The organism is Peribacillus asahii, assembly GCF_004006295.1.
GTDB classification, from domain to species: domain Bacteria; phylum Bacillota; class Bacilli; order Bacillales; family DSM-1321; genus Peribacillus; species Peribacillus asahii_A.
This window is the reverse complement of the sequence record NZ_CP026095.1, coordinates 4,074,991-4,095,991: the sequence shown is the minus strand read 5'-3', so window position 1 is coordinate 4,095,991 and position 21,001 is coordinate 4,074,991. Positions and strand designations below refer to the sequence as shown.

Annotated in this window: 22 protein-coding genes; 15 read left to right on the top strand and 7 right to left on the bottom strand. The window is 37.1% G+C overall.

The window, feature by feature from the left end; all coding sequences use genetic code 11:
* Positions 1-121 precede the first annotated feature (121 nt).
* Together nagZ and BAOM_RS20200 are read left to right on the top strand one after the other, a co-directional pair.
* Positions 122-1,456 (top strand): beta-N-acetylhexosaminidase, encoded by a 1,335-nt coding sequence (gene nagZ, locus BAOM_RS20205; RefSeq protein ID WP_127761814.1) that lies wholly within the window; start codon positions 122-124, stop codon positions 1,454-1,456.
* A 256-nt stretch (positions 1,457-1,712) separates the two neighbouring features.
* Positions 1,713-2,510, top strand: a complete 798-nt coding sequence (locus tag BAOM_RS20200) for an enoyl-CoA hydratase/isomerase family protein (protein WP_127761813.1) — start codon at positions 1,713-1,715, stop codon at positions 2,508-2,510.
* Between the two features lie 129 nt (positions 2,511-2,639).
* Here BAOM_RS20200 and BAOM_RS20195 read toward each other — a convergent pair whose 3' ends face one another.
* Positions 2,640-3,455 (bottom strand): hypothetical protein, encoded by an 816-nt coding sequence (locus tag BAOM_RS20195; protein ID WP_127761812.1) that lies wholly within the window; start codon positions 3,453-3,455, stop codon positions 2,640-2,642.
* Between the two features lie 110 nt (positions 3,456-3,565).
* Here BAOM_RS20195 and BAOM_RS20190 point away from each other — a divergent pair, with 110 nt between their 5' ends.
* Together BAOM_RS20190 and BAOM_RS20185 are read left to right on the top strand one after the other, a co-directional pair.
* The gene (locus tag BAOM_RS20190; RefSeq protein WP_127761811.1) at positions 3,566-3,748 is read left to right on the top strand and encodes a hypothetical protein; all 183 of its coding nucleotides are present in this window, start codon (positions 3,566-3,568) and stop codon (positions 3,746-3,748) included.
* A 20-nt stretch (positions 3,749-3,768) separates the two neighbouring features.
* Complete coding sequence (locus BAOM_RS20185; protein ID WP_127761810.1) at positions 3,769-4,503, top strand: polysaccharide deacetylase family protein; 735 nt, start codon at positions 3,769-3,771, stop codon at positions 4,501-4,503.
* Positions 4,504-4,622: 119 nt separating this feature from the next.
* On the opposite strand, the gene BAOM_RS20180 is transcribed toward BAOM_RS20185, so the two are convergent.
* Entirely contained in the window at positions 4,623-6,749 is a 2,127-nt protein-coding gene (locus BAOM_RS20180; protein WP_252282644.1) for an RNA degradosome polyphosphate kinase, read from the bottom strand.
* 475 nt (positions 6,750-7,224) lie between these two features.
* Here BAOM_RS20180 and BAOM_RS20175 point away from each other — a divergent pair, with 475 nt between their 5' ends.
* The gene (locus BAOM_RS20175) at positions 7,225-8,208 is read left to right on the top strand and encodes an MBL fold metallo-hydrolase (protein ID WP_127761809.1); all 984 of its coding nucleotides are present in this window, start codon (positions 7,225-7,227) and stop codon (positions 8,206-8,208) included.
* Between the two features lie 93 nt (positions 8,209-8,301).
* Positions 8,302-8,685: a hotdog domain-containing protein gene (locus BAOM_RS20170; RefSeq protein WP_127761808.1), complete on the top strand. Its 384-nt coding sequence runs from the start codon at positions 8,302-8,304 to the stop codon at positions 8,683-8,685.
* 194 nt (positions 8,686-8,879) lie between these two features.
* On the opposite strand, the gene BAOM_RS20165 is transcribed toward BAOM_RS20170, so the two are convergent.
* Together BAOM_RS20165 and BAOM_RS20160 are read right to left on the bottom strand one after the other, a co-directional pair.
* Positions 8,880-9,323: a hypothetical protein gene (locus tag BAOM_RS20165; protein ID WP_127761807.1), complete on the bottom strand. Its 444-nt coding sequence runs from the start codon at positions 9,321-9,323 to the stop codon at positions 8,880-8,882.
* 12 nt (positions 9,324-9,335) lie between these two features.
* Entirely contained in the window at positions 9,336-9,686 is a 351-nt protein-coding gene (locus tag BAOM_RS20160) for an ASCH domain-containing protein (RefSeq protein ID WP_127761806.1), read from the bottom strand.
* Between the two features lie 198 nt (positions 9,687-9,884).
* Between BAOM_RS20160 and BAOM_RS20155 the strand changes: the two genes are divergently transcribed.
* Positions 9,885-10,298: a hypothetical protein gene (locus tag BAOM_RS20155; RefSeq protein ID WP_252282643.1), complete on the top strand. Its 414-nt coding sequence runs from the start codon at positions 9,885-9,887 to the stop codon at positions 10,296-10,298.
* A 323-nt stretch (positions 10,299-10,621) separates the two neighbouring features.
* Here the strand turns inward: BAOM_RS20155 and BAOM_RS20150 are convergent, their stop codons facing one another.
* Together BAOM_RS20150 and fdhF are read right to left on the bottom strand one after the other, a co-directional pair.
* On the bottom strand, positions 10,622-11,101 hold the full coding sequence (locus BAOM_RS20150) for a helical membrane plugin domain-containing protein (protein ID WP_127761805.1): 480 nt from the start codon (positions 11,099-11,101) through the stop codon (positions 10,622-10,624).
* 15 nt (positions 11,102-11,116) lie between these two features.
* Complete coding sequence (gene fdhF / locus BAOM_RS20145; RefSeq protein WP_127761804.1) at positions 11,117-14,056, bottom strand: formate dehydrogenase subunit alpha; 2,940 nt, start codon at positions 14,054-14,056, stop codon at positions 11,117-11,119.
* 319 nt (positions 14,057-14,375) lie between these two features.
* On the opposite strand from fdhF, the gene BAOM_RS20140 reads away from it, so the two are divergent.
* The 3 genes from BAOM_RS20140 to moaA all read left to right on the top strand — a co-directional run bounded on the left by BAOM_RS20140 (position 14,376) and on the right by moaA (position 16,618).
* On the top strand, positions 14,376-14,720 hold the full coding sequence (locus BAOM_RS20140) for a Na-translocating system protein MpsC family protein (protein WP_127761803.1): 345 nt from the start codon (positions 14,376-14,378) through the stop codon (positions 14,718-14,720).
* A gap of 13 nt (positions 14,721-14,733) precedes the next feature.
* A complete protein-coding gene (gene fdhD / locus BAOM_RS20135) occupies positions 14,734-15,540 on the top strand; it encodes a formate dehydrogenase accessory sulfurtransferase FdhD (protein WP_127761802.1) in 807 nt (268 codons plus the stop codon).
* A gap of 67 nt (positions 15,541-15,607) precedes the next feature.
* Positions 15,608-16,618: a GTP 3',8-cyclase MoaA gene (moaA, locus tag BAOM_RS20130; protein WP_127761801.1), complete on the top strand. Its 1,011-nt coding sequence runs from the start codon at positions 15,608-15,610 to the stop codon at positions 16,616-16,618.
* Positions 16,619-16,816: 198 nt separating this feature from the next.
* On the opposite strand, the gene moaC is transcribed toward moaA, so the two are convergent.
* On the bottom strand, positions 16,817-17,302 hold the full coding sequence (gene moaC / locus BAOM_RS20125; protein WP_127761800.1) for a cyclic pyranopterin monophosphate synthase MoaC: 486 nt from the start codon (positions 17,300-17,302) through the stop codon (positions 16,817-16,819).
* Between the two features lie 137 nt (positions 17,303-17,439).
* Between moaC and BAOM_RS20120 the strand changes: the two genes are divergently transcribed.
* Genes BAOM_RS20120 through moaD form a run of 5 tightly spaced genes read left to right on the top strand, consistent with a single transcriptional unit; the run spans position 17,440 to position 20,947 of the window.
* Positions 17,440-18,456 (top strand): molybdopterin-synthase adenylyltransferase MoeB, encoded by a 1,017-nt coding sequence (locus tag BAOM_RS20120; RefSeq protein ID WP_127761799.1) that lies wholly within the window; start codon positions 17,440-17,442, stop codon positions 18,454-18,456.
* Between the two features lie 17 nt (positions 18,457-18,473).
* Positions 18,474-19,766, top strand: coding sequence for a molybdopterin molybdotransferase MoeA (locus BAOM_RS20115; protein ID WP_127761798.1), 1,293 nt, complete (start codon positions 18,474-18,476; stop codon positions 19,764-19,766).
* Positions 19,727-20,266, top strand: coding sequence for a molybdopterin-guanine dinucleotide biosynthesis protein B (gene mobB / locus BAOM_RS20110; protein WP_127761797.1), 540 nt, complete (start codon positions 19,727-19,729; stop codon positions 20,264-20,266). The genes BAOM_RS20115 and mobB overlap by 40 nt, the downstream gene beginning before the upstream one ends.
* Positions 20,247-20,717, top strand: a complete 471-nt coding sequence (locus BAOM_RS20105) for a molybdenum cofactor biosynthesis protein MoaE (protein WP_127761796.1) — start codon at positions 20,247-20,249, stop codon at positions 20,715-20,717. The genes mobB and BAOM_RS20105 overlap by 20 nt, the downstream gene beginning before the upstream one ends.
* Positions 20,714-20,947 carry a molybdopterin converting factor subunit 1 gene (gene moaD, locus BAOM_RS20100; RefSeq protein WP_127761795.1) on the top strand — a complete coding sequence of 78 codons (234 nt, stop codon included), beginning with the start codon at positions 20,714-20,716 and terminating at the stop codon, positions 20,945-20,947. The genes BAOM_RS20105 and moaD overlap by 4 nt, the downstream gene beginning before the upstream one ends.
* Positions 20,948-21,001: the final 54 nt, after the last annotated feature.

The following is a 21,001-nucleotide window of genomic DNA, read 5'->3' as shown; positions in this document are numbered from 1 at the left end:
ATATATGTTACAGAAAAATTCCTGAAGGATAGGTAAAAATTTAATAAAATTGAAAACTAATTTTCTATATTTATATTGTAAAATTACAATACTTAACAAAAAGGGTGGTTTTCATTTTAAAATGAGGATTAATAAAAAATATAAAAGATTTTCCTTACTTGCACTCGTACTTGCTTTAGTTGTTGTCTGGTTTCAATTTAATAATGGTTCGAATCAAACAGAAGCTCCTGATGAGAAAAAGGCTTCAACAGAGCATCGGGAAAACGCAATGACCACAGACGAAAAGGTCATAGAAGAAAAGCAGGAAGAGCAAGCAGCTGACACAAGTAATGTCGATGCTATAGGGAATCCAAAGGATAAAGTAAAAAAGCTGCTCGAAACGATGACATTGGAAGAGAAAGTCGGGCAGTTAATGATTGTTGGGTTTGATGGAACAGAAAAGAATGATCATATCAGTGAACTGATTGAAGAGAAAAACATCGGCGGAGTAATTTACTTTGACCGTAATATGTCGTCGCCGAAGCAAGTAGCAGAGCTGTCCAACTCCTTGCAGCAGTCAACGGGCAATAGCTCTACTCAGCTGCCGCTTATGCTTGCGGTCGATCAAGAAGGCGGGGATATTGTGCGGATGCGAGAGCAAGTATCACCGATCCCTTCGCAGCAAAAGCTCGGCAATCATGCCGATGCCAAACAAGTTTATGAGGTAGCTAAATTAAATGGAGCAGAGCTTGAATCAATGGGGATCCATATCAATTTTGCTCCAGTACTTGATTTATCAACAACAGATAGTCGTTCGTTTGGGAAAGATCCAGAAAAGGTATATCAATATGGAAGAAAAGCCATCCAAGGCTTAAATGATTCCTCTATTACAGGGGCATTAAAGCATTTTCCTGGGAATGGTCGCAGTAATATTGACCCGCATATTGAAACGTCTTCTGTAGAATCAACACAGCTTGATCTCGAAAATTCAGATATTTATCCATTTAAACAGATTATTAAAGAAATGGATAATCAGAAGTTTTTCGTGATGGTCACGCATATTAAATACCCAGCCTATGATCAGGAAAAGCCAGCGAGCCTTTCACATGCCATTATTGAAGACTTGCTTCGTGAAAAGCTTGGATATGAAGGAATCGTCATTACCGATGATCTAGAGATGGGAGCTGTGAATAAATATTTTTCCTATAAAGATATGGGAAAAGAGGCACTATTAGCTGGAGCGGATATTTTGCTTGTATGTCACCAATATGAGAATCAGCTTGAAGTGTATAACGGCATTATTGAAGCCGTTCAAAAAGGTGAGATTCCAATGGAGCGCATTGATGAAGCTGTAGAGCGAGTTTTGACGTATAAATTAAACACGATTCACGGAACTGTGGTCGATCCTGAACAAGCAGAAAAAGTTGTCAAAAGTACAGAACATGTCAATTATATAAGAAACCTTCAGTTGAATTGAATAATTGCAAAAGCCCTTTCTGAAACGGAAGGGCTTTTGCTTTAGATAATCACTTTGTAGAGTAAAATAAATCTATAATAATTCGCTAATTTTTTATAAAATTCGATAAATTAAAATTGCTGTTGTAGTACAATAACGTATATAGAGATAAAAATAACTACAGATTTCATCCTTTTTATACTATTTTGCACTATAATTGGTATAAAGGAAAAGGGGAAGTCATCAACAAGAAAAGAAATTAGGGAGGAAATGCAGCATGCAAGTACAAACGACTCGAATGGAAGAGGAACAAGCCAAAATTATTCTTCAAGAAACAGCAGGGTTAGCGATTATTACAATCCATCGCCCGCATTTAAAGAATGCCTTAACAGCGAATATGTGGGATCAATTAGCGGATGTTGCTTTGAAAGTACTTGAAAATCCGAAAAATAAAGTGCTGTTGTTAAGAGGATCGGGTGAGCAGTTTACGGCTGGATCAGATATTAAAGAATTTAATCAACTATCTTTAGAAAAAGCAGAAGAGGCATTTGTGCATATGGAAAAAACCATTTCAACAATTGAACGCTTACCGATTCCAACGATTGGGGTAATTAACGGTCCTGCGATGGGAGCTGGACTTGAATTAGCTTTAGCTTGTGATATTCGAATTGGATCAGAGAAGTCTAAACTAGGGATTCCTGTCGGAAAGTTAGGGATTACATTAAATAATAAATTTGCGCAAAGACTTGTGAATTTAGTCGGTCCAAGTTTAACGAAGGATTTAGTATATACAGGTCGGATGTTAAAAGCGGAAGAAGCATACCGAGTAGGGATGCTGAATTATTTGGTAACGGAAAAAGATTTGAACCGTTATGCTATCAAAATGGGAAAATTAGTCGCCTCTATGTCTCCTGCATCATTGCTAGCGGTTAAGACGTCTGTACAAGAATGTATCGACAGTGTACCAGTTCTTTGGAAAGGGTCTACACCGTTTGTTGATCAGAATGATTTCCCTGAAGGCGTTGGAGCATTTGTAGAGAAACGCTTACCTCGATTTACTCGTCGTACACAGTAATGAGCTAAAAAGACGACTCACATTCATCTTGAATTTGTGAAGTCGTCTTTTTTAGCTCATTGTTGATTTTGAATTAAAAGGAAATCCCGCGAATCTTTATGAATACCCCGTCAATTGATGAAATATACTCTAATTTACTTTGGTCTTGCCAACTGAGGAAACATGAACGTCAATAGAAGCAAATTCGATATTAAAGTGGTGAAGAAAATTGTGCTGAATTTCTAGTTGAAGCTGTTCGAGCATGTTTGGTAAATGATATGAGATAGGAGAGACGACAGAGACGTTTAAGCTTGCTGTCGGTAGTCCTTCTACCTGTACGTGAATAGAATCAAGATGGTCTATATACGGATTGTTTGAACATGTATGCTCAATAATATCGATAAATGCCTTTTTCTCGATTCGAATATATCCTTTATGAAAGTCTGGACGAACAATAGTTGTTTCCCCAATTTTCTCTTTTTTAGGGGAAAAGATATCCATCCCTTTATAAACTAATCTTTTGAAGAAGTTTTGCCCCACTTGTCTATGTGGAATCGGCATAATATGTTTTCCTTCTGTTTTTCTAATAAATTGCGCCATCTTGATTTCACTGGAAGAGCGAATATCTTCTACATAATAATAATGATTGATATCTCCTAATTCGAGCCGTTTAGCAATTAACTTGGTCATTTTGTCTGATGTACCAATAATAAGAATCTTATTGATTACGTAAATTTTTAAAGCTTCCTGTACTTCTTTTGCATGTAAATCATCGGAAAAAATGGCCCGTCTTACTGCAGTTACCGTGTTTTTTTCAAATTTTGCTGAGGTACCGGCTACTTTATGGCCATTTACAATTAATAGCCCATCATCAATAATAGCAGGAATTTTATGCTGGTCAGCAAATGCAAGGGCACTTGTACTTTTACCAGTCCCGCTAGGTCCACTTAATGAAAAAATCTCCATATGTATACTCCCTGTTTTTAGTTCCATTATATAGTTCATGAAGGGATTGTTCAAACGAGCATAATTCTTCTTACTAATCTCATACTAGAAGGTAAGAAGGAGGGATATCCATGGCTAAACGTACAAAAAAGAATGACGCGGATCAAAAGAATAAACAAGGATTTGATTCAAGCAAAACAGATTCAGAATTCTCTCAGGAATTTGGGAGTGCTAATGCTAATCGAGCACACAAACAGAAAGCAAAAAAAGAAAAAGCATCCAAAAATCAAGGTGAATGGAAAGGCATGCATTGACGTGCCCTTGTTAGCGTTTTATGAAAAAGATTGCGATATTTGTTCTATGTATACTGATTTTATTTCTTCCATTACAAGTGTTTGCGGAGCGAAAGGTACCGATTTTACTTTATCATTCGATTGATGAGTTTAAGGGGCATGGCTCTAAAGAGTTGTATGTAACGCCAAATAATTTCGAGCAACAGATGGTGTATTTACGAGATCATGGTTACACATTATTAACTTTTGAGCGATGGCAAGATATCGATAAAGTAAATAAACCGATTTTCATTACATTTGATGACGGATATAAAAATAATCTGAATGCATTTGCTGCTTTTCAAAAGTTAAAAACTGAGCGCTTTAAACCAACTGGTACAATCTTCGTTATTTCTGATTTTATCGGTCGTTCGAACCGGTTGTCACAGTCGGATTTAAAAATGATGGTCGATTCAGGCTTAATCTCCATTCAGTCTCATACGGCTACACATCCTTATTTGACACAAATAAAAAATTATGGGTATGAACTGAAAGAGTCCAAAGATAAAATTCAGCGAATAACAGGAAAACCAGTTATTGCTCTTGCATATCCGTATGGAATTTTCAATGACAAGGTTGTTGCAGAAACGAAGAAGTACTACTTATTTGGACTGACAACAACGCCCGAACTATTTTCTAAAAAGGGTATAAAAGATGAACTCTACCTCTTACCGCGAATCTATATCAAGTATTCAACGACACTTGATGATTTTGCCAAAATCGTGGAAGGAGAATGAATACATTGGAAAACGGGAAGAAAATATCTTCCCGTTTTTCTATTAAGGTTCTGTTACATAACGTATAAATCAACAATATTCATTCACATAGCCTATATTAAAATGAAATCACTCTAACTTTATCTGTTGATTTCCTCTAGTTCTCTTGCATGTTGGGCCATTTCATATAAGATGAGTTGACTATTTACTTCGCTTTCATCCGTTGCTTTTTCAACATAATGATAATAGCCTGAATTATTTTGTTCCCGTGCTTTTACATTATCGGCTAACATGAGCTTTACCCATGTTCTAATTCGTTGTTTTAAATGACCTTTTAAGATAGGAAATAGGATTTCTACACGGTTTTCCATATTTCGTGTCATCAAATCGGCTGAAGATAAATAGACTTTTTCTTCTCCGTTATGATGGAAATAGTAGATACGAGTATGTTCTAAAAAAACACCCACTATGCTTCGCACTTTGATATTTTCGCTGACTCCTTTAATTCCTGGGCGCAAACAACAGATTCCACGCACAATTAAATCGATTTTTACACCAGCATTAGATGCTTCATATAGCTTCATAATAAGGTTTTTATCAGATAGAGAATTCATTTTGGCGACAATATAGCCGTTTCCAAATTGTTTATGGAATTGGATTTCTTTATCGATTAATTCAATAAATTGATCTCTAATATCAAATGGAGCAACAATTAAGTGATGGTAGTGTGGCTTCTCCATATGCCCGCTTAAATAATTAAAAAAGTTCGTAGCATCAATTCCAATTTTCTTATTAGAAGTAATCAATCCCATATCTGTATAAAATCTAGCTGTTGCATCATTATAATTGCCTGTACCTAAATGAACAAATCGCTCGATTTTATTTTTTCTACGACGCACCACAAGGGTAATTTTACTGTGGGTTTTTAAATGGGTCATTCCGTAAATAACATGACAGCCTGCTTTTTCTAGTTCCTTTGCCCAATGGACATTGTTTTCCTCATCAAATCGAGCCTTTAATTCTACTAAAACAGTGACCTGCTTGCCATTTTCGGCGGCTCGTTTCAGGCTTTTAATAATCGGAGAGTTCCCGCTTACTCGATAAAGGGTCTGCTTAATCGCCAAAACATCCTGGTCACAGGCTGCCTGTGAAATAAACTCAATGACCGGTTCAAATGATTCATATGGATGGTGCAGCAAAATATCTTCCTGAAGAGCAGCGTCAAAAATATCTTGTTTTCCCACTAAATCTTTTGGAATGTGTGGAATGTATGTTGGCTCGCTTAAATATCCATGAGTAGATTGAATCTCATTACAAAAAGAAAATAAAAATGTTAAGTCGAGAGGAGCTTGGACAAAGTACACATCTTTTAAATGAATCTCTAGTTCGTCGATTAAATAATTTACGACCTGTTTGTCGTGCTCAGGATTTTGTACCTCTAATCGGACAGGTGCTCCCCATTTGCGTTTTTTTAGTTCTTCTTCAATTTCTTGCAGCAAGTCCTCTGCTTCATCTTCGTGAATTGTTAAATCAGCGTTACGCGTGATGCGAAAGGCTGTTACAGATTTTATTTCATAGCCGCTGAATAATTTATGAATAAAACGAGCGATGACTTGTTCTAATAATACAAACGTTCTTGTATCTTTTTCTGAAGGCAATTCAATATAACGTTTAATGACAGAAGGAACTTGGACAATGGCAAGCTTTCCTGAAACAGATTCAATATCGATATTTTCTTCCTTGTCTCCAATGATAATCGCTAAGTTTAGCGATTTGTTTGCTAACATTGGAAATGGTCGGTAGGCATCGATTGCCATCGGTGTTAATACGGGAAAGATGTGCTCATCAAAATGATTTTCTAAAAAAACTAAATCTGTCTTGGATATTTTCGTAATTGGAATGATGTTTATTTGTTCGTTTGCTAGAAGAGGAGCAAGTTGTTTCTTGTAAATATGGTCCTGTTTTTCAATCAGCTTATGTGTAATTTGAGAGATTGATTCCAGCTGTTGTACCGGTGTTAATCCTGCTTTATTTTCAGGACGATTAAACCCTGCTTTTACTTGATCGAGCAACCCAGCTACACGAACCATGAAAAATTCGTCTAAATTGGAACTTGTAATAGCTAAAAATTTGTATCTTTCTAGTAAGGCATTTTGGCTATCCATTGCTTCTTCCAATACCCGTAGGTTAAAGGCCAACCAACTTAATTCACGATTATTATAAAAAGAAGGATCTGCAATATTAATGGTTCTATCTAGTACTTTCAAGCTGAGTACAACTCCTTATATGTTACTATCTAGTCATATTGTAAGATATATGATGAAGAAAAATGTAAAGATTATATATTAATCGCGTGAATTTTTTGTAAACTCATGGAATATAGACACTTTAAAGGCGTATATGGAACAATAGCATTTGAATATCTATCACATTTAAATTGAGGAAAAGCTTTTTTAGTATTGAATTAATTGTTAGAAGGGTTTTTGTTTTTGAACGGTTTAGTACAAAACCACCTACAACAAAGATGTTGGAATCCTTACTACACGGCATATTGTTGGAAGGGGCAATTTAAGGTTGGCATGTAGATAAGGTTTATACAGATTCGATAGATATGGCAGAAAAACATAAACTAATAGTTGTAACTCCCAACGAAGAACGAATAACCTTATTTTTACTGTTATGTAAATATAAGCGATATAATTGATTGAACGTTCATTCATTGAGTGTAGGGAGGAATAGCTTATGAAAAAATCTAGTATTATTTTCTTTGAAAGAAAATTTCCCAGTGCAAACATGATCCTTATTAAGGATAAGCTCCCAATCCTTATTGATACTGGTTTTGGGAGTGAAGCGAAAGATACAGAACAATTAATTAAAGAAGCGGGCGTTTCACCAGAGGAATTACACCTTATTGTGAACACGCACTATCATAGTGACCATGTAGGCGGCAATTCTTATTTTCAAAAAAACTATGATGTTACGATTGCTGCTCATAAATGGGATGCCAATTTAATTAATTCTTGTGACCCTGAAGCCTGTAGTGCAGAATGGTTAGATCAGCCTGTAGAGCCTTATCGAGTCGATAAAAAGCTCTCAGATAACGATGAGATTCATACAGGAAGTAGAGCTCTGAAAGTCATACACACACCGGGACATACGTTAGGACATATTTCTTTATATGAACCTGAAGAAGAGGTATTGATTTGCGGAGATCTTTTTCACAAAAATGATATCGGATGGTTAAATATCTTTCGAGAGGGTGTTTCATCTATCCAGCGATCGATACAAAGTTTGGATCGGTTGTCCAGGCTCCGGATTGGGCGGGCATATTCAGGACATGGCCCTCAAATAGAGAATCCTAGTGCTTCCATTGATGCAGCAAGGGAGCGGTTTGAAAAGTGGCTTATGATGCCAGAGAAGGTTTCATGGCATGCCATCAAAAGGATTTTTGCATTCACATTAATCATTAAAAATGGATTGGCAAGAGAAGAAATCGATAGCTACCTACTAAAGTGTGGTTGGTTTCAGGATTTTGCACGCTATTCTTTCCAGCTGCAACCCGAAGAATTTATTCAAATTCTGCTTGATGAAATGATTCGTTCTAAAGCAGCGAGCTGGCACAATAATTATTTAATCGCTACGACCCCATACCAAGTACCACAAGAGAAATGGATGAATAAGAACATAAAGCCGAAAGATTGGAAGCCTCAAGATATTCTTACATAAAAAAGAGGTGGAAAGTGTCGAATACCGCTCACCATTATTTGAATATTTTGACTATTAACTATACAGCATAAAACCTTCAGGAGGGAGATCTATATGTCATTAAAAGTAGGAGATATTATTACATTTGAACGAACTTTTACAGTAAGGGATGTTGAATTATTTACAGAGATTTCAGGTGATGAAGGAATTCATCATATGACCCCGGATGAACAGGGAAGACTTGTTGTTCAAGGGTTATTAACCGCAACTCTACCAACAAAAGTAGGTGGAGATCATAACGTACTGGCTCGTACTATGAATTTTGAGTTTTTAAGACCTGTGTTTACAGGGGATACAATCATCTGTGAAGTAAAAATTGAAAAATACGAAAGGCAAGAAAATAAAAATAATAGAACAGCTATTATGGCATCCTTTTTATGTACAAATCAGAATGAAAAAGAAATACTAAAAGGGGACTTTGCGGGTGTGATCCTTTAAATTGCTTATATTTTCTTCAACTAACGAAGGCGTTAATTTAATAAGAAAGGACATTACATATTAGGTCAGATAAAATATGTAATGTCCTTTTATTTTTCAAAACTTAGCTTTTGATCAGCTTAGGAACTGCACTTTTTTGTTAGAGAAAATAATAATTAAGATCGAAAGACCAAGGCTATGAAGATTTTTACTTATTATGCCCACAAAGCCGGCTTTACGACCATAAACCAAAGCATCGTAATAAGAAGGAGGATATATATCCAAATAGTTCGCTGCAACTTAACAGCCAGTTCTTCCTTATTGGTGTCTTTCTCTTGGAACTTTCTGAGTTTTGGAGAAAATGCACGCGCAAGAAAGAATAATGAACAGAATAAAATCAATAGCGTCATGATAATCCATGATGTATTCCATGTCCATGGACCGGACATAACGAGTAATATACCTGATATTACTAGAACATGTCCTGAATGCATCGCAAGTCGAACGACAAATCGGAATGTGCCCAGATAGGCATCCAATTCTTCTTTTCCTACTAAGTGCATTTTTTTAGAAATCGGCAGGAGAATAAAGAAAGGACCGATGGATACGATTACGCTTAGAACATGAATATATAGTAAGAGTTTGTACAATAAATCCATTTCTTTTGCCTATTAATCGGTAACTGGGCTAAACTCATGCACCCAAACTCTCATTTGTGGAAGCCATGGCATTCCTGGATGAATAGAGAGGATAGATTGTTTGTATTCTTCTACTGTCCCATATCCTTCCTGACGCGCATGTTCATCCGTTAATTCACCTAATGATTGAGAATATACACGATTTACGATGAACTTTTTATCGTTTAGCACCATTATTTCACCTACATCAGCATATCTTCCATTCCGGCGCGTTGCTGTTTTGCGGCCTTCGATTACTTTATTAACATCTTCGGGCATAGTGACAAGTCTTTCAATTGTACATGTTTTTGGAGGCAGTGTATTCAGATCTTCATGATTTGACATTGAAAAATCTCCCTTCATATCTAGTTTCTCTTTAAATGTACCATATTTTTGATGTGGGAAAAGGACTAATCTTTATTTGCTTCAGATTCTTTTAGCTTCTCATTATCTCGAAATATTATGTGTAATCCTTCAAAATTCTAAGCTTGGCTAAGTAAAGGGAATATCTCATTTAATCTCGTAATATGATGGAATATCTATATGAGAAATGGGGCGATTGGATTGCAAATGGATGATTCCTTGATTACAAGGGACAAGTTGGTGCAATATGTTGAGCTAAGTCGCAAGAAAAAAGAAGTAGAAATGCAATTAGATGCTTTAAAGAAGGACTTTAATAAATATTTCGATCATTCAGTTGGAAAGTATAGCAAGGGTGAAATAACTATTAGCGATTATAAATTGCAAAGACAAGTAAGGAAAATGGAGAAATTTGATCGAGAGATAACGGTCAATCGATTAGAAGAATTGAATTTAAAGGATTTAATTCAAAAAAAGCCTGATGAGGAGAAGATAAAGTCAGCACTAAATTTAGGGCTATTAAAAGAGAATGATTTAGAAGGCTGTGTAATTACAAGTTCTTCACAGGCAATCTACGTTAAACAGATAGATTCATAGAAAGTGTGTGCCAGTTGCACCTAATATTGATAGGGATTGTCAATCATGAACGCCCTAAAGAGAAAATAATTTCTCTTTAGGGCATTTTTTATATCTAAAATGTAAAAAAGGATGTAGCTTGAAAGCTTCGAGTCCATTTGTTTAGCATAGGGCCACACTGTATAACAGAGCTATTATCGGAAGAAAAGAACACCTCCAGAATGGTGAAATCAAGATTCTGGAGGTCAATCAAGAATATGTTCAATTTTAAATAGAACTTCTGGTTTCTTATGGGGATAAGATTATTCCAGTACGAGTTTTTTTCTATTATAAAAGAGGTTATCTTAATGCTTTAATTCTTTACCCATTCCTTTTAGGAAATGGATACCAAAGCCAAGTGCTCGATTAATATCAGGATCATTTAATAGTTTAACTAGGTCCATTACTTTAACTTTTTTATCAGTTTGCAAATAGTCATTGGCTTCATCCATACCTTTCATAGCACTATTTACAAGCTTCGTTATTAATTCAGGATCAGTCTTCATGAGGGCACCTGTTGCCCCCATAAGTGTGTTAATTAAATTGGTCACCGGTTCTCGAGAGACTTGGTGAAGCGCAATTTGGGCAATCTTTTCTTTAGCTTGAAGCATGGAATCAGCTGCCTCTAGAACACCGATATCGTTTAGTTCACCCACAATGGTTAGTACTTTGTTTAAGGCTTCATCGTTATTGGCAAGAAGTGTTGTTAAGGCTTCTAGCTTTTTTTGTTTCTGTTCCTCCTCGGTGAGAAGGTTTTTTTTGATTTCTGTAATAGGTTGAGCCATATTTATTTCTCCTTCCTATTGATCTGTTAGATGGACATAGCCTGGACGAGCCCATTTTCGATTAACCTCAACTCCATTTTGAGGATAACGTTTTTTATTCCGTGGATTCGTAGATGGCAGTGGAACTGTTCCGCCTTCACTGAGCACTTCCATACGAACCTTTGTTTGTTTATAAGCAGGTGTATTTGTTCGTTGATCGAATATAGGACCTGTTAAAAAGTTAATAGCGGACTCTTTATCTACCGAGTTCATCGGAAGGAAAAGCTCGTTTGCTTTGACACGATCTGTAACAAGTGCATTTAATTTAACGGCTCCAAAAGGAGAGACTAATCGTACAATTGCACCATCATTAATTCCGCGCTCTTCAGCAAGTTCTGGTGAAACTTCAACAAAGATCTCTGGAACTTTCGATTGGATACCTTTGGATTTGTTTGTCATATTCCCTTCATGGAAATGCTCTAGCATACGTCCATTGTTAATATGCAAATCATATTCTTCAGGGAATTCTGCAGGCTCCACCCAGTCCGATAAGGCAAAGCGTGCTTTCTTATCCGGAAAGTTAAATCCATCCACATAGAGAAGTGGTGTGCTCACTCCTTCGAAGCTGCCCCATAGGAAGCTGTTCCAACCTTCTAGTACTTCATAATTGGCTCCGCTGAATAATGGAGATAGGCTGGCCATTTCATCATAGATGTCACTTGGATGATTGTAATTCCAATTTGCGCCTAGACGGTTTGCAATTTCTTGAGTAATCCACCAGTCCGGCTTAGCATCACCGAGTGTTGGGAGTGCTTGATATAATCGTTGAACACGACGCTCTGTGTTTGTAAATGTACCATCTTTCTCAAGAGATGGAGCTCCCGGTAATACGACGTCCGCATATTGAGCCGTTCTCGATAAGAAGATATCTTGGACAACAAAGAAATCAAGTTGTGATAAAACTTCGTGAACATGATTTGCGTCGGAGTCTACGAGAGCCATATCTTCACCAACAAGGTACATCGCCTTCATCTTTCCTTCTTCAATAGCATGAAGCATTTGAATGTTATCGAGGCCTGGTTTTCCGTCAATTTCTACACCATAAGCCTTTTCAAATTTTGCACGTGCGGTATCATCGGTAATATGTTGATATCCTGGAAGCCAGCCAGGAAGAGTTCCCATATCACAAGCACCTTGTACATTGTTATGACCACGAAGAGGATAAGCACCTGCACCTGGACGACGGTAGTTTCCTGTAGCAAGAAGTAAATTAGAAATGGCTGCGGAAGTATCAGAACCACCGGTATTTTGTGTAACGCCCATTCCCCATAGAACACAAGTCCCATCAGCATCACGAATCATTTCAGCGATTTGAATAAGCGTTTCTTTTGAAATACCTGTCACTTGTTCTGCGTAGTCAAGTGTGTATTTCTCAAGTACTGTTTTGAAATCTTCAAAGAAGTTTACGTTTTCTTCAATAAATCTTTGATCATGCCAGCCTTGGTCAATGATATACTTTGTCACAGCCATCAACCACACTTGGTCCGTCCCTTGTTTTGGGCTAATAAAGATGTCGGAACGCTCAGCCATTTCGTTTTTACGAAGGTCTGCTACGATAAGTTTTTGACCATGAAGTTTATGTGCTCGTTTAACACGAGTGGCTAATACTGGATGTCCTTCTGCTGGATTTGCTCCAACGATAATAACAAGTCCAGCTTGAGCAATATCTTTGATTGTACCGGCATCTCCACCCATTCCAACTGTACGGAACAAGCCGTCAGTCGCAGGAGATTGACAGTAACGAGAACAGTTATCGACATTGTTTGTTTCAAATATTTGTCGTGCTAGTTTTTGTATCACATAGTTTTCTTCATTTGTAATTTTTGAAGACGAAATAAATCCTACAGAACCCTTTCCGTATTGCTGCTTAATGGAGCCTAGTTTACTAGCAACTAAATCAAGTGCTTCTTCCCAAGTTGATTCTACGAATGCACCATCTTTGCGGATTAATGGTTTTGTAATTCGTTCCTCCGAGTTAACAAAATCCCAGCCGAATTTTCCTTTTACACAAGTAGATATTGCGTTAACTGGAGCATCGGAGACAGGTTGAACTTTAAGAATCTTTCTTCCTTTTGTCCATACTTCAAATGAACAGCCTACGCCGCAGAAGGTACAAACGGTTTTCGTCTTTTTCGTACGTGTGTCACGCATAGCTGCTTCTACTTCTGAAATAGCAAAAATACCGCTATACCCTGGTTCTACTTCTTTTACTAAATCAATCATCGGACTAAGCATCTCGTTTTGGAGACCTGTCATAAATCCAGCTTCGCCAAGCATAGACTTTTCCATCAAAGCGTTACAAGGACAAATCGTTACACATTGACCACAGCCTACACAAGATGAGTCGTTAATAGAGACCCCATCATCCCAAATAACACGAGGGCGCTTAGCTTCCCAGTCGATAGATATTGTCTCGTTTACTTGAAGGTTTTGACAAACTTCTACACATTGTCCGCAGGCAATACATTGGTTTAGATCATAACGGTAGAATGGATGGGACATGTCGACAGCATTTACGTCTGCTTTAGGTGTGTAAGGATATTTTTGATGTTCGATTTCCATCAATTCGGCAGTATTATGTAATTTACAGTTGCCGTTATTATTATCGCAAACAGTACAATACAGCAGATGGTTTTCTAGTAGGCGATCCATTGCTTCTGTTTGTGCAGCTTTTGCACTAGTTGAATCTAATTCTATGTTCATTCCGTCTAAAGCGACCGTTGAACAGGAGCGTACAAGTTTCCCGTTAACTTCTACAATACAAGTATCACATGTTTGGATAGGATCAACTTCAGGTACATAACAAATTTGCGGATGAGCGATTTTTTCTTGATTAATAATTTCTAATATGGTTGAGCCGGAGTTTGCTTCGTATTCGACATCATTGATTTTTATATTAATTTTAGAATGTGTCATTTTCTTCCTCCTCTTGCCTGTTAAACAAAAAAAACCACCACGAATACACATCTTAATTTTCAGAAAAAATGATGTGTAATCATGGTGGAATAGAGTATTAGCAGAACTTACTAATAGACCAATCCGATCCATTTAAAATGTAGTTTAATAATTGATAGAGCGGTAACAAAGCCATTATTATCGTTCCATCAAATCTTATTATGATTATATCGTTGACTTTAGAAATATACAAGATTTAAAAAATGCTGTAAATGCTTTTCCACTTTTATTTTTTTATTTGTTGCTTTATGATTAGAAAACTATAGGAGGATGTTTATTTATGTCAAAAAAAGTTCACGAATTTAATGATATCATCCGAAAGCTTCGTAAAGATCTTTTTGGAAAAGGACCAGAAAGAATTCATACGGTTTTTGTTGAAAATATGGCTATTTCAACGTTATACGGAAACCTCACTCCTACAGAAACTTTTATAGCAAAAACTTCAGAAGGACGTGAAATGGTTCATTTAGCTAGAACAAAAATGATTCAAGATGTGTATAGTGAGGGCCCTCCTGAAGGGCTGGAGGAACTAGTAGGAGCCAAATTTGTCCATCTGTTTTCAGATATCAAAATTGAAGAGAATATTGCAGTTTCCGTCTTTGTTTTTGATAAAAATATCACTTGAAGGGGAAGTTGAAATGAAGACGATCGTGAAGAAAAGGGAAATTCTCAAGTTTAGCAATGGACAACTAATGGATGCTGAAGATACAATTGTAACCGAATTTCCTGTTACGGTTAAAATCAATGAACAAGAATTTGTTACGATGGTTTGTACTCCCGAGTACATTGAAGATATGGTAATTGGTTATTTAGCATCTGAAGGTATTATTCGAAAGTATGAAGACATTAAAGATATTTGGATTCAAGAAAAAGAAGGATATGCGCATGTGAAGATTGATAAGTTGAATCCGTATTATCAAAACCTTCAAAATAAACGGTATATCACTTCGTGTTGTGGAATGAGCAGACAAGGCTTTGTTTTTGCTAATGATGCTCTTACTGCTAAGAAAATGAATGACATTCGAGTGACAATCTCTCCTGATGAGTGTTTCCGTCTCATGAATAATATGCAAAATTCAGCGACTATTTTTCATGAGACAGGGGGAGTCCATAACGCAGCATTATGCGATAAAAATGGATTTTTATTAAGTCGTATGGATATTGGGAGACATAATGCATTAGATAAAATATATGGGTATTGTTTGAAAAATAATATTCTGATTGAAGATAAAATCATTGTGTTCAGCGGGCGAATATCTTCAGAAATTTTATTAAAAGTAGCGAAAATAGGATGTGAGATTGTCCTCTCTAAATCTGCACCAACCGAATTGGCATTAAATCTAGCAGAAGAATTAGGAATTACAACGGTAGGATTTATTAGAAATCAATCTTTAAATATATATACTTGTCCGAAAAGGATTTGCTCAAATAGTAAGAAATTATAAATAAAACATGTTATTATATATAACATGATAAGTAAGGTTTGCTATCAGAGATGAGAGGTGAGAAAACATGCAAGCTAGTATAGCTGATACATTGCAGCGCCCCCTAAGAGATTTGCGTTTATCTGTGACAGATCGTTGCAACTTTCGCTGTCGATATTGCATGCCGGAAGAAATATTCGGAAGTGATTATCCATTTTTATCTTCGGAAAAAATTTTATCCTTTGATGAAATGGAACGATTAACCTCTATATTTGCTTCTTTAGGCGTCCAGAAAGTGCGTATTACAGGAGGAGAGCCATTATTAAGAAAGAATCTCCCTGAGCTGATTTATCGGTTGAAATCAATAAAGGGAATAAAAGATATTGCAGTGACAACGAATGGATCCCTTTTGAAGAAATTTGCCTCCAAGCTATTTAATGCAGGATTATCACGAGTAACCGTCAGTCTTGATTCATTAGATGAGGAACGATTTCATCAATTAAATGGTCAGAGAGGGACGGTAGCAAGTGTTTTAGAAGGTATTGAAGCCGCATCTAATGCAGGATTAGAAGTGAAAGTAAACATGGTTGTTCAGAAAGGACAGAATGATCAAGATATTGTTTCAATGGCTGAATATTTTAAGGAAAAAAAGCATACGCTTCGTTTTATTGAATATATGGATGTAGGAAATTCAAATGGCTGGAGAATGAATGATGTCGTTACGAAACAGCAGATTCTAAATAAAATTGGCGAAGTAATGCCTCTAGAACAGATTCAGCCGAATTATCCAGGTGAAGTAGCAACTAGATATCGATATGTAGACAGTGATCAAGAAATTGGAATTATTTCATCAGTTACCGATTCTTTTTGCTCAAGCTGTTCAAGAGTGCGTGTTTCAGCTGAAGGAAAGCTATATACGTGCTTATTTGCATCGAAGGGCTTTGATTTGCGTGATTTATTACGTTCAGATAAAGCGGACGAAGAGGTTGCTAAGGTTATTACAGATATTTGGAATCATCGCGGCGATCGTTATTCAGATGAAAGAGGAAATGGAACGAAGAAACGTCCAAAAGTAGAAATGTCTCATATTGGCGGTTAATATCCCGAAGAGTATGAAACAAGTTGTCTATGAAAAAGGGACTGAACTTCAAAGCATCTGCTCTTAGTAGCTAGTCCCTTGTTTCATGGATTGTTTTTGGAAAATAAGAAAGTATAAAATTTTCAACACGTTTCGGTGTCTAGTTTCAGGCGTCATTGGCTCTATAGTCTAGTTAAGCACTTTTCTTAGAATAGGCCATTACTTTTCATGGAAGAAGTCGCCGCTTTTTCCTCCTGTTTTTTGAACGAGCAAAGTTTCTTTAATAACCATTGTTTTATCAACCGCTTTACACATGTCATAAAACGTAAGAGCAGCGATGGATGCGGCAGTTAATGCTTCCATTTCGACTCCTGTTTTTCCACTGCATTTAACAGTAGCTTGGATGAGTAAATCATATCCAGCCGCTTGTTGTTGATAATCAAAGGTGAAATCTACGCCTTGTAACATAATGGGATGACACATCGGAATGATGTCAGCCGTTTTTTTGGCACCCATAATTCCAGCAATTTGGGCTACTTGAAGGGGATCTCCCTTTTTAATTAATCCATTTTGAATGGCTTCATATAATTCATTAGAAAAAGAGATTGTACTTTGAGCGATTGCTGTACGTGTTGTGACATCTTTTTGAGAGATATCTACCATTTTAGGTCTTCCTTCTTCATTCCAGTGTGAGAAATTACTCATTATTTGCCTCCTTGCTGTTTTTTAACATGTTTCTATAGGTAGCTCAAGCGAATTAGAGGGCTTGTTACCTTATTCTAATCAACCTTTAGCAGCTTGATTTATGAACTTACAATAGAGTACGAAAGGAGGGAATGTCAATGTCAAATCGCTATTCACGGCAACAGCTATTCAACCATATTGGTATGAAAGGGCAAGAGAAAATTAGCCAAAAGCATGTATTAATTGTTGGAGCAGGGGCATTAGGAAGTGCCAGTTCTGAAGCATTTGTCCGAGCAGGCATTGGCAAGCTTACTCTGATTGACCGCGATTATGTTGAATGGAGTAATTTACAGCGTCAACAATTATACAATGAACAAGATGCTAGATTGAAGATGCCAAAAGCAATTGCTGCTAAAGAACATTTACACAAGATTAATTCAGAGGTTGAAATTGAAGCGCTTGTGATGGATGCGAGTGCAACAAATTTAGAGGATTTGCTGCATAGTGTGGACGTAATCATCGATGCTACAGACAATTTTGATATTCGTTTTATTTTAAATGACTTATCTCATAAACATAATATACCTTGGGTTTATGGGTCTTGCGTTGGAAGCTATGGGGCGACTCATACGATTCTTCCAGGAAAAACACCATGTCTACATTGTCTATTAAAATACGTTCCAGTCGGTGGGGCTACGTGCGATACTGTCGGAATTATTAGCCCAGCAGTACAAATCGTAGCGGCTTATCAAGTGGCTGAAGCATTTAAAATTCTTGTAGAGGATTTTTCATCACTTCGAAATACTTTTTTGACTTTCGATGTATGGAGCAATCAGCATTATTCTATTAAATTAGACAAAATAGAAACGGCGGACTGTCCATCTTGTGGAACGATTAGAACGTATCCTTATTTGTCTTATGAAAACCAAACAAAGACGGAAGTATTATGTGGAAGAAATACAGTTCAAATTAGGCCGAATAGACGTAGTCAGCCTAATTTCGATCAGTTACAAAAACAATTGCAAAATCATGGAACAGTTGAGCAAAATCCTTACCTGTTGTCTTGTCAACTTCAGGATTATCGTATGGTTGTTTTTCGTGATGGTCGCGTTTTTATTCATGGAACGAATGATATCCAAGCGGCCAAAAATCTTTATTATCGTTTATTAGGATAGTAGAAGGAGCGAGCGTTATGGTAGAGAAACGAACCCCTATTTCAGTAGAGAATTGTGTTCGGAAAGTAATGGAATTTTCCAAAAGTGGAGTAATAGAAACTGTAGCGATTGAACAAGCTTACGGTCGTTTTTTAGCACAAGATCTAAAAGCCGATCATGATGTACCTTCCTTTGATCGATCACCGTATGATGGATTTGCTATTAGAGCAGAAGATACAAAATCTGCTTCTTCCGATCATCCTTTATCATTAAAGGTAGTAGGGGAAATTGGTGCGGGTTCTGTCTTTGATGGAACTGTTCAAGCGTTTGAAGCTGTTCGAATTATGACGGGAGCGCAAATTCCTGAAGGATGCAATGCTGTTGTCATGCTGGAATTAACGCGAGAATATACAGACAATGATCAAAAGTTCATTGAAATTAAACGCTCTTATAAAAAGGGTGATAATATCTCCTTTCAAGGTGAGGATACACAAAAGGGCACGGTTTTAGTACAAAAAGGTACATATATCAATCCTGGAGTTTCAGCATTGCTTGCAACTTTTGGATACAAAGAGGTGCCTGTTGCTAAAAAGCCGATTGTTGGAGTAATTGCAACTGGAAGTGAACTTCTTGAAGTAGAGGAACCGCTTGAACCTGGAAAAATCCGCAATAGCAATGCATATATGATTTTGGCTCAAATTGAAAGAGCGGGTGGAAAGGTTAAGTATTTTGGCAAGCTAAGTGATGATTTGGATCAATGTTTACTAGCTGTTAAACAAGCATTATCAGAAGTAGACATATTAATTACAACGGGCGGTGTTTCCGTCGGTGATTATGATTATTTACCAGCGATTTATGAGAAATTAGGCGCGTCCGTTCTGTTTAATAAAATAGCCATGAGACCAGGGAGTGTCACAACGGTTGCGGAGTTAAATGGCAAGCTTCTATTTGGGTTGTCTGGTAATCCTTCTGCTTGCTATGTGGGTTTTGAATTATTGGTACGACCTATTATTCGTACGTATTTATTTAACGACAAGCCCCATTTGAAAAGAGAAAGTGCGTGGTTAGGAGAGGATTTTTCTAAACCAAATCCGTTTACTCGTTTTATTAGAGGACACATTTCTTTTGAGGAAGGTAAGATGATCGCTTCTCCTTCTGGCTTCAATAAATCTAGTGCTGTTTCCTCTTTAGCGGCAGCGGATGTTTTCATTGTTCTTCCTGGAGGAACACGAGGATATAAACAAGGAATGATGGTTGATGTTCTCTTATTAGAAGATGTTCAAGGAAGTGAGTGGCCTTGGGAAAATATTGTCCCATCTTACAGGTCGTAGGGTATCAAAATAGCGGTAAGACGACATTGATGGAAAAATTAATTAGTAGAGCCGCACAAGTTGGATTAAGAGCAGCATCCATTAAGCATCATGGGCATGGCGGAGCACCCTCTTATGAATCACCGTCTAAAGATAAAGATAGTATCCGTCATTATGAGGCAGGAGCTGTTGTGTCTAGTGTAGAAGGGGGAGGCACCTTACAGCTGCGCGCTAAGATGGATGATTTGAGTCTGGATGAAATGTTGCAATTTTACCAATTTTTTTCAATAGATGTCATCTTCGTTGAAGGATATAAAAGGGAAAGTTATCCGAAAGTAGCCTTGATTCGAGATGAACAGGACCTTTCCATTCTGGATTCTTTAACGAATGTACAGTGCATCATTAGCCATGTGCAGGTAGATCAAAAACTAGTTCAGAACTATAAAGTGTTTCAATTAAATGAAGATCACTTATATATAGATTTCATAATGGAAGTGGTGAATAAGGATGGAGTTATTTGAAATTACGCATAGTCCCATTTCGGTAGAAGCATTAATCAGCAAGGTTTCCCGAAGAGAGGCAGGTGCGATTACGACTTTTATTGGGACGGTTAGAGAATTTACAAAAGGGAAAAAGACATTATCTCTTGAATATCAAGCGTATGAACCAATGGCTGTTAAAATGCTTAGTCAAATTGGAGATGAAATTCAGCAAAGATGGCCAGATGCCTTAACAGCTATTACTCATCGTGTAGGTAAATTAGATATAACAGAAGTTGCTGTAGTTATTGCGGTCTCCTCCCCGCATCGAAAAACGGCATATGAAGCAAATGAGTATGCCATTGAACGGATTAAACAAATTGTCCCTATTTGGAAAAAAGAGTTTTGGGAAGATGGAACGAAGTGGATAGGAGATCAGCTAGAGACGGTTGAATATCCTGAAGGAAAACCAAGTAAGGGGGAATCGATGTGATCACGGTTTTATTTTTTGCAGGAATACGTGAAGAAGTTGGAATGGACCAGCTGCAAGTAGAGAAACAAGATATTACCGTTTCACAATTAAAAGAGTATCTTCAAACGGAATATCAGCTTTCTTCGCTTCAGCAAGTGATGGTCGCTGTTAATGAAAGCTTCGTGACAGAGGATGAAACGCTAAAGGATCAAGATACGGTTGCATTCATTCCTCCAGTCAGTGGTGGTTAAGGAATAGTGAAGGATATTGTTTAGGGGAATCGAGAGTGATTATGAACTGCTCGA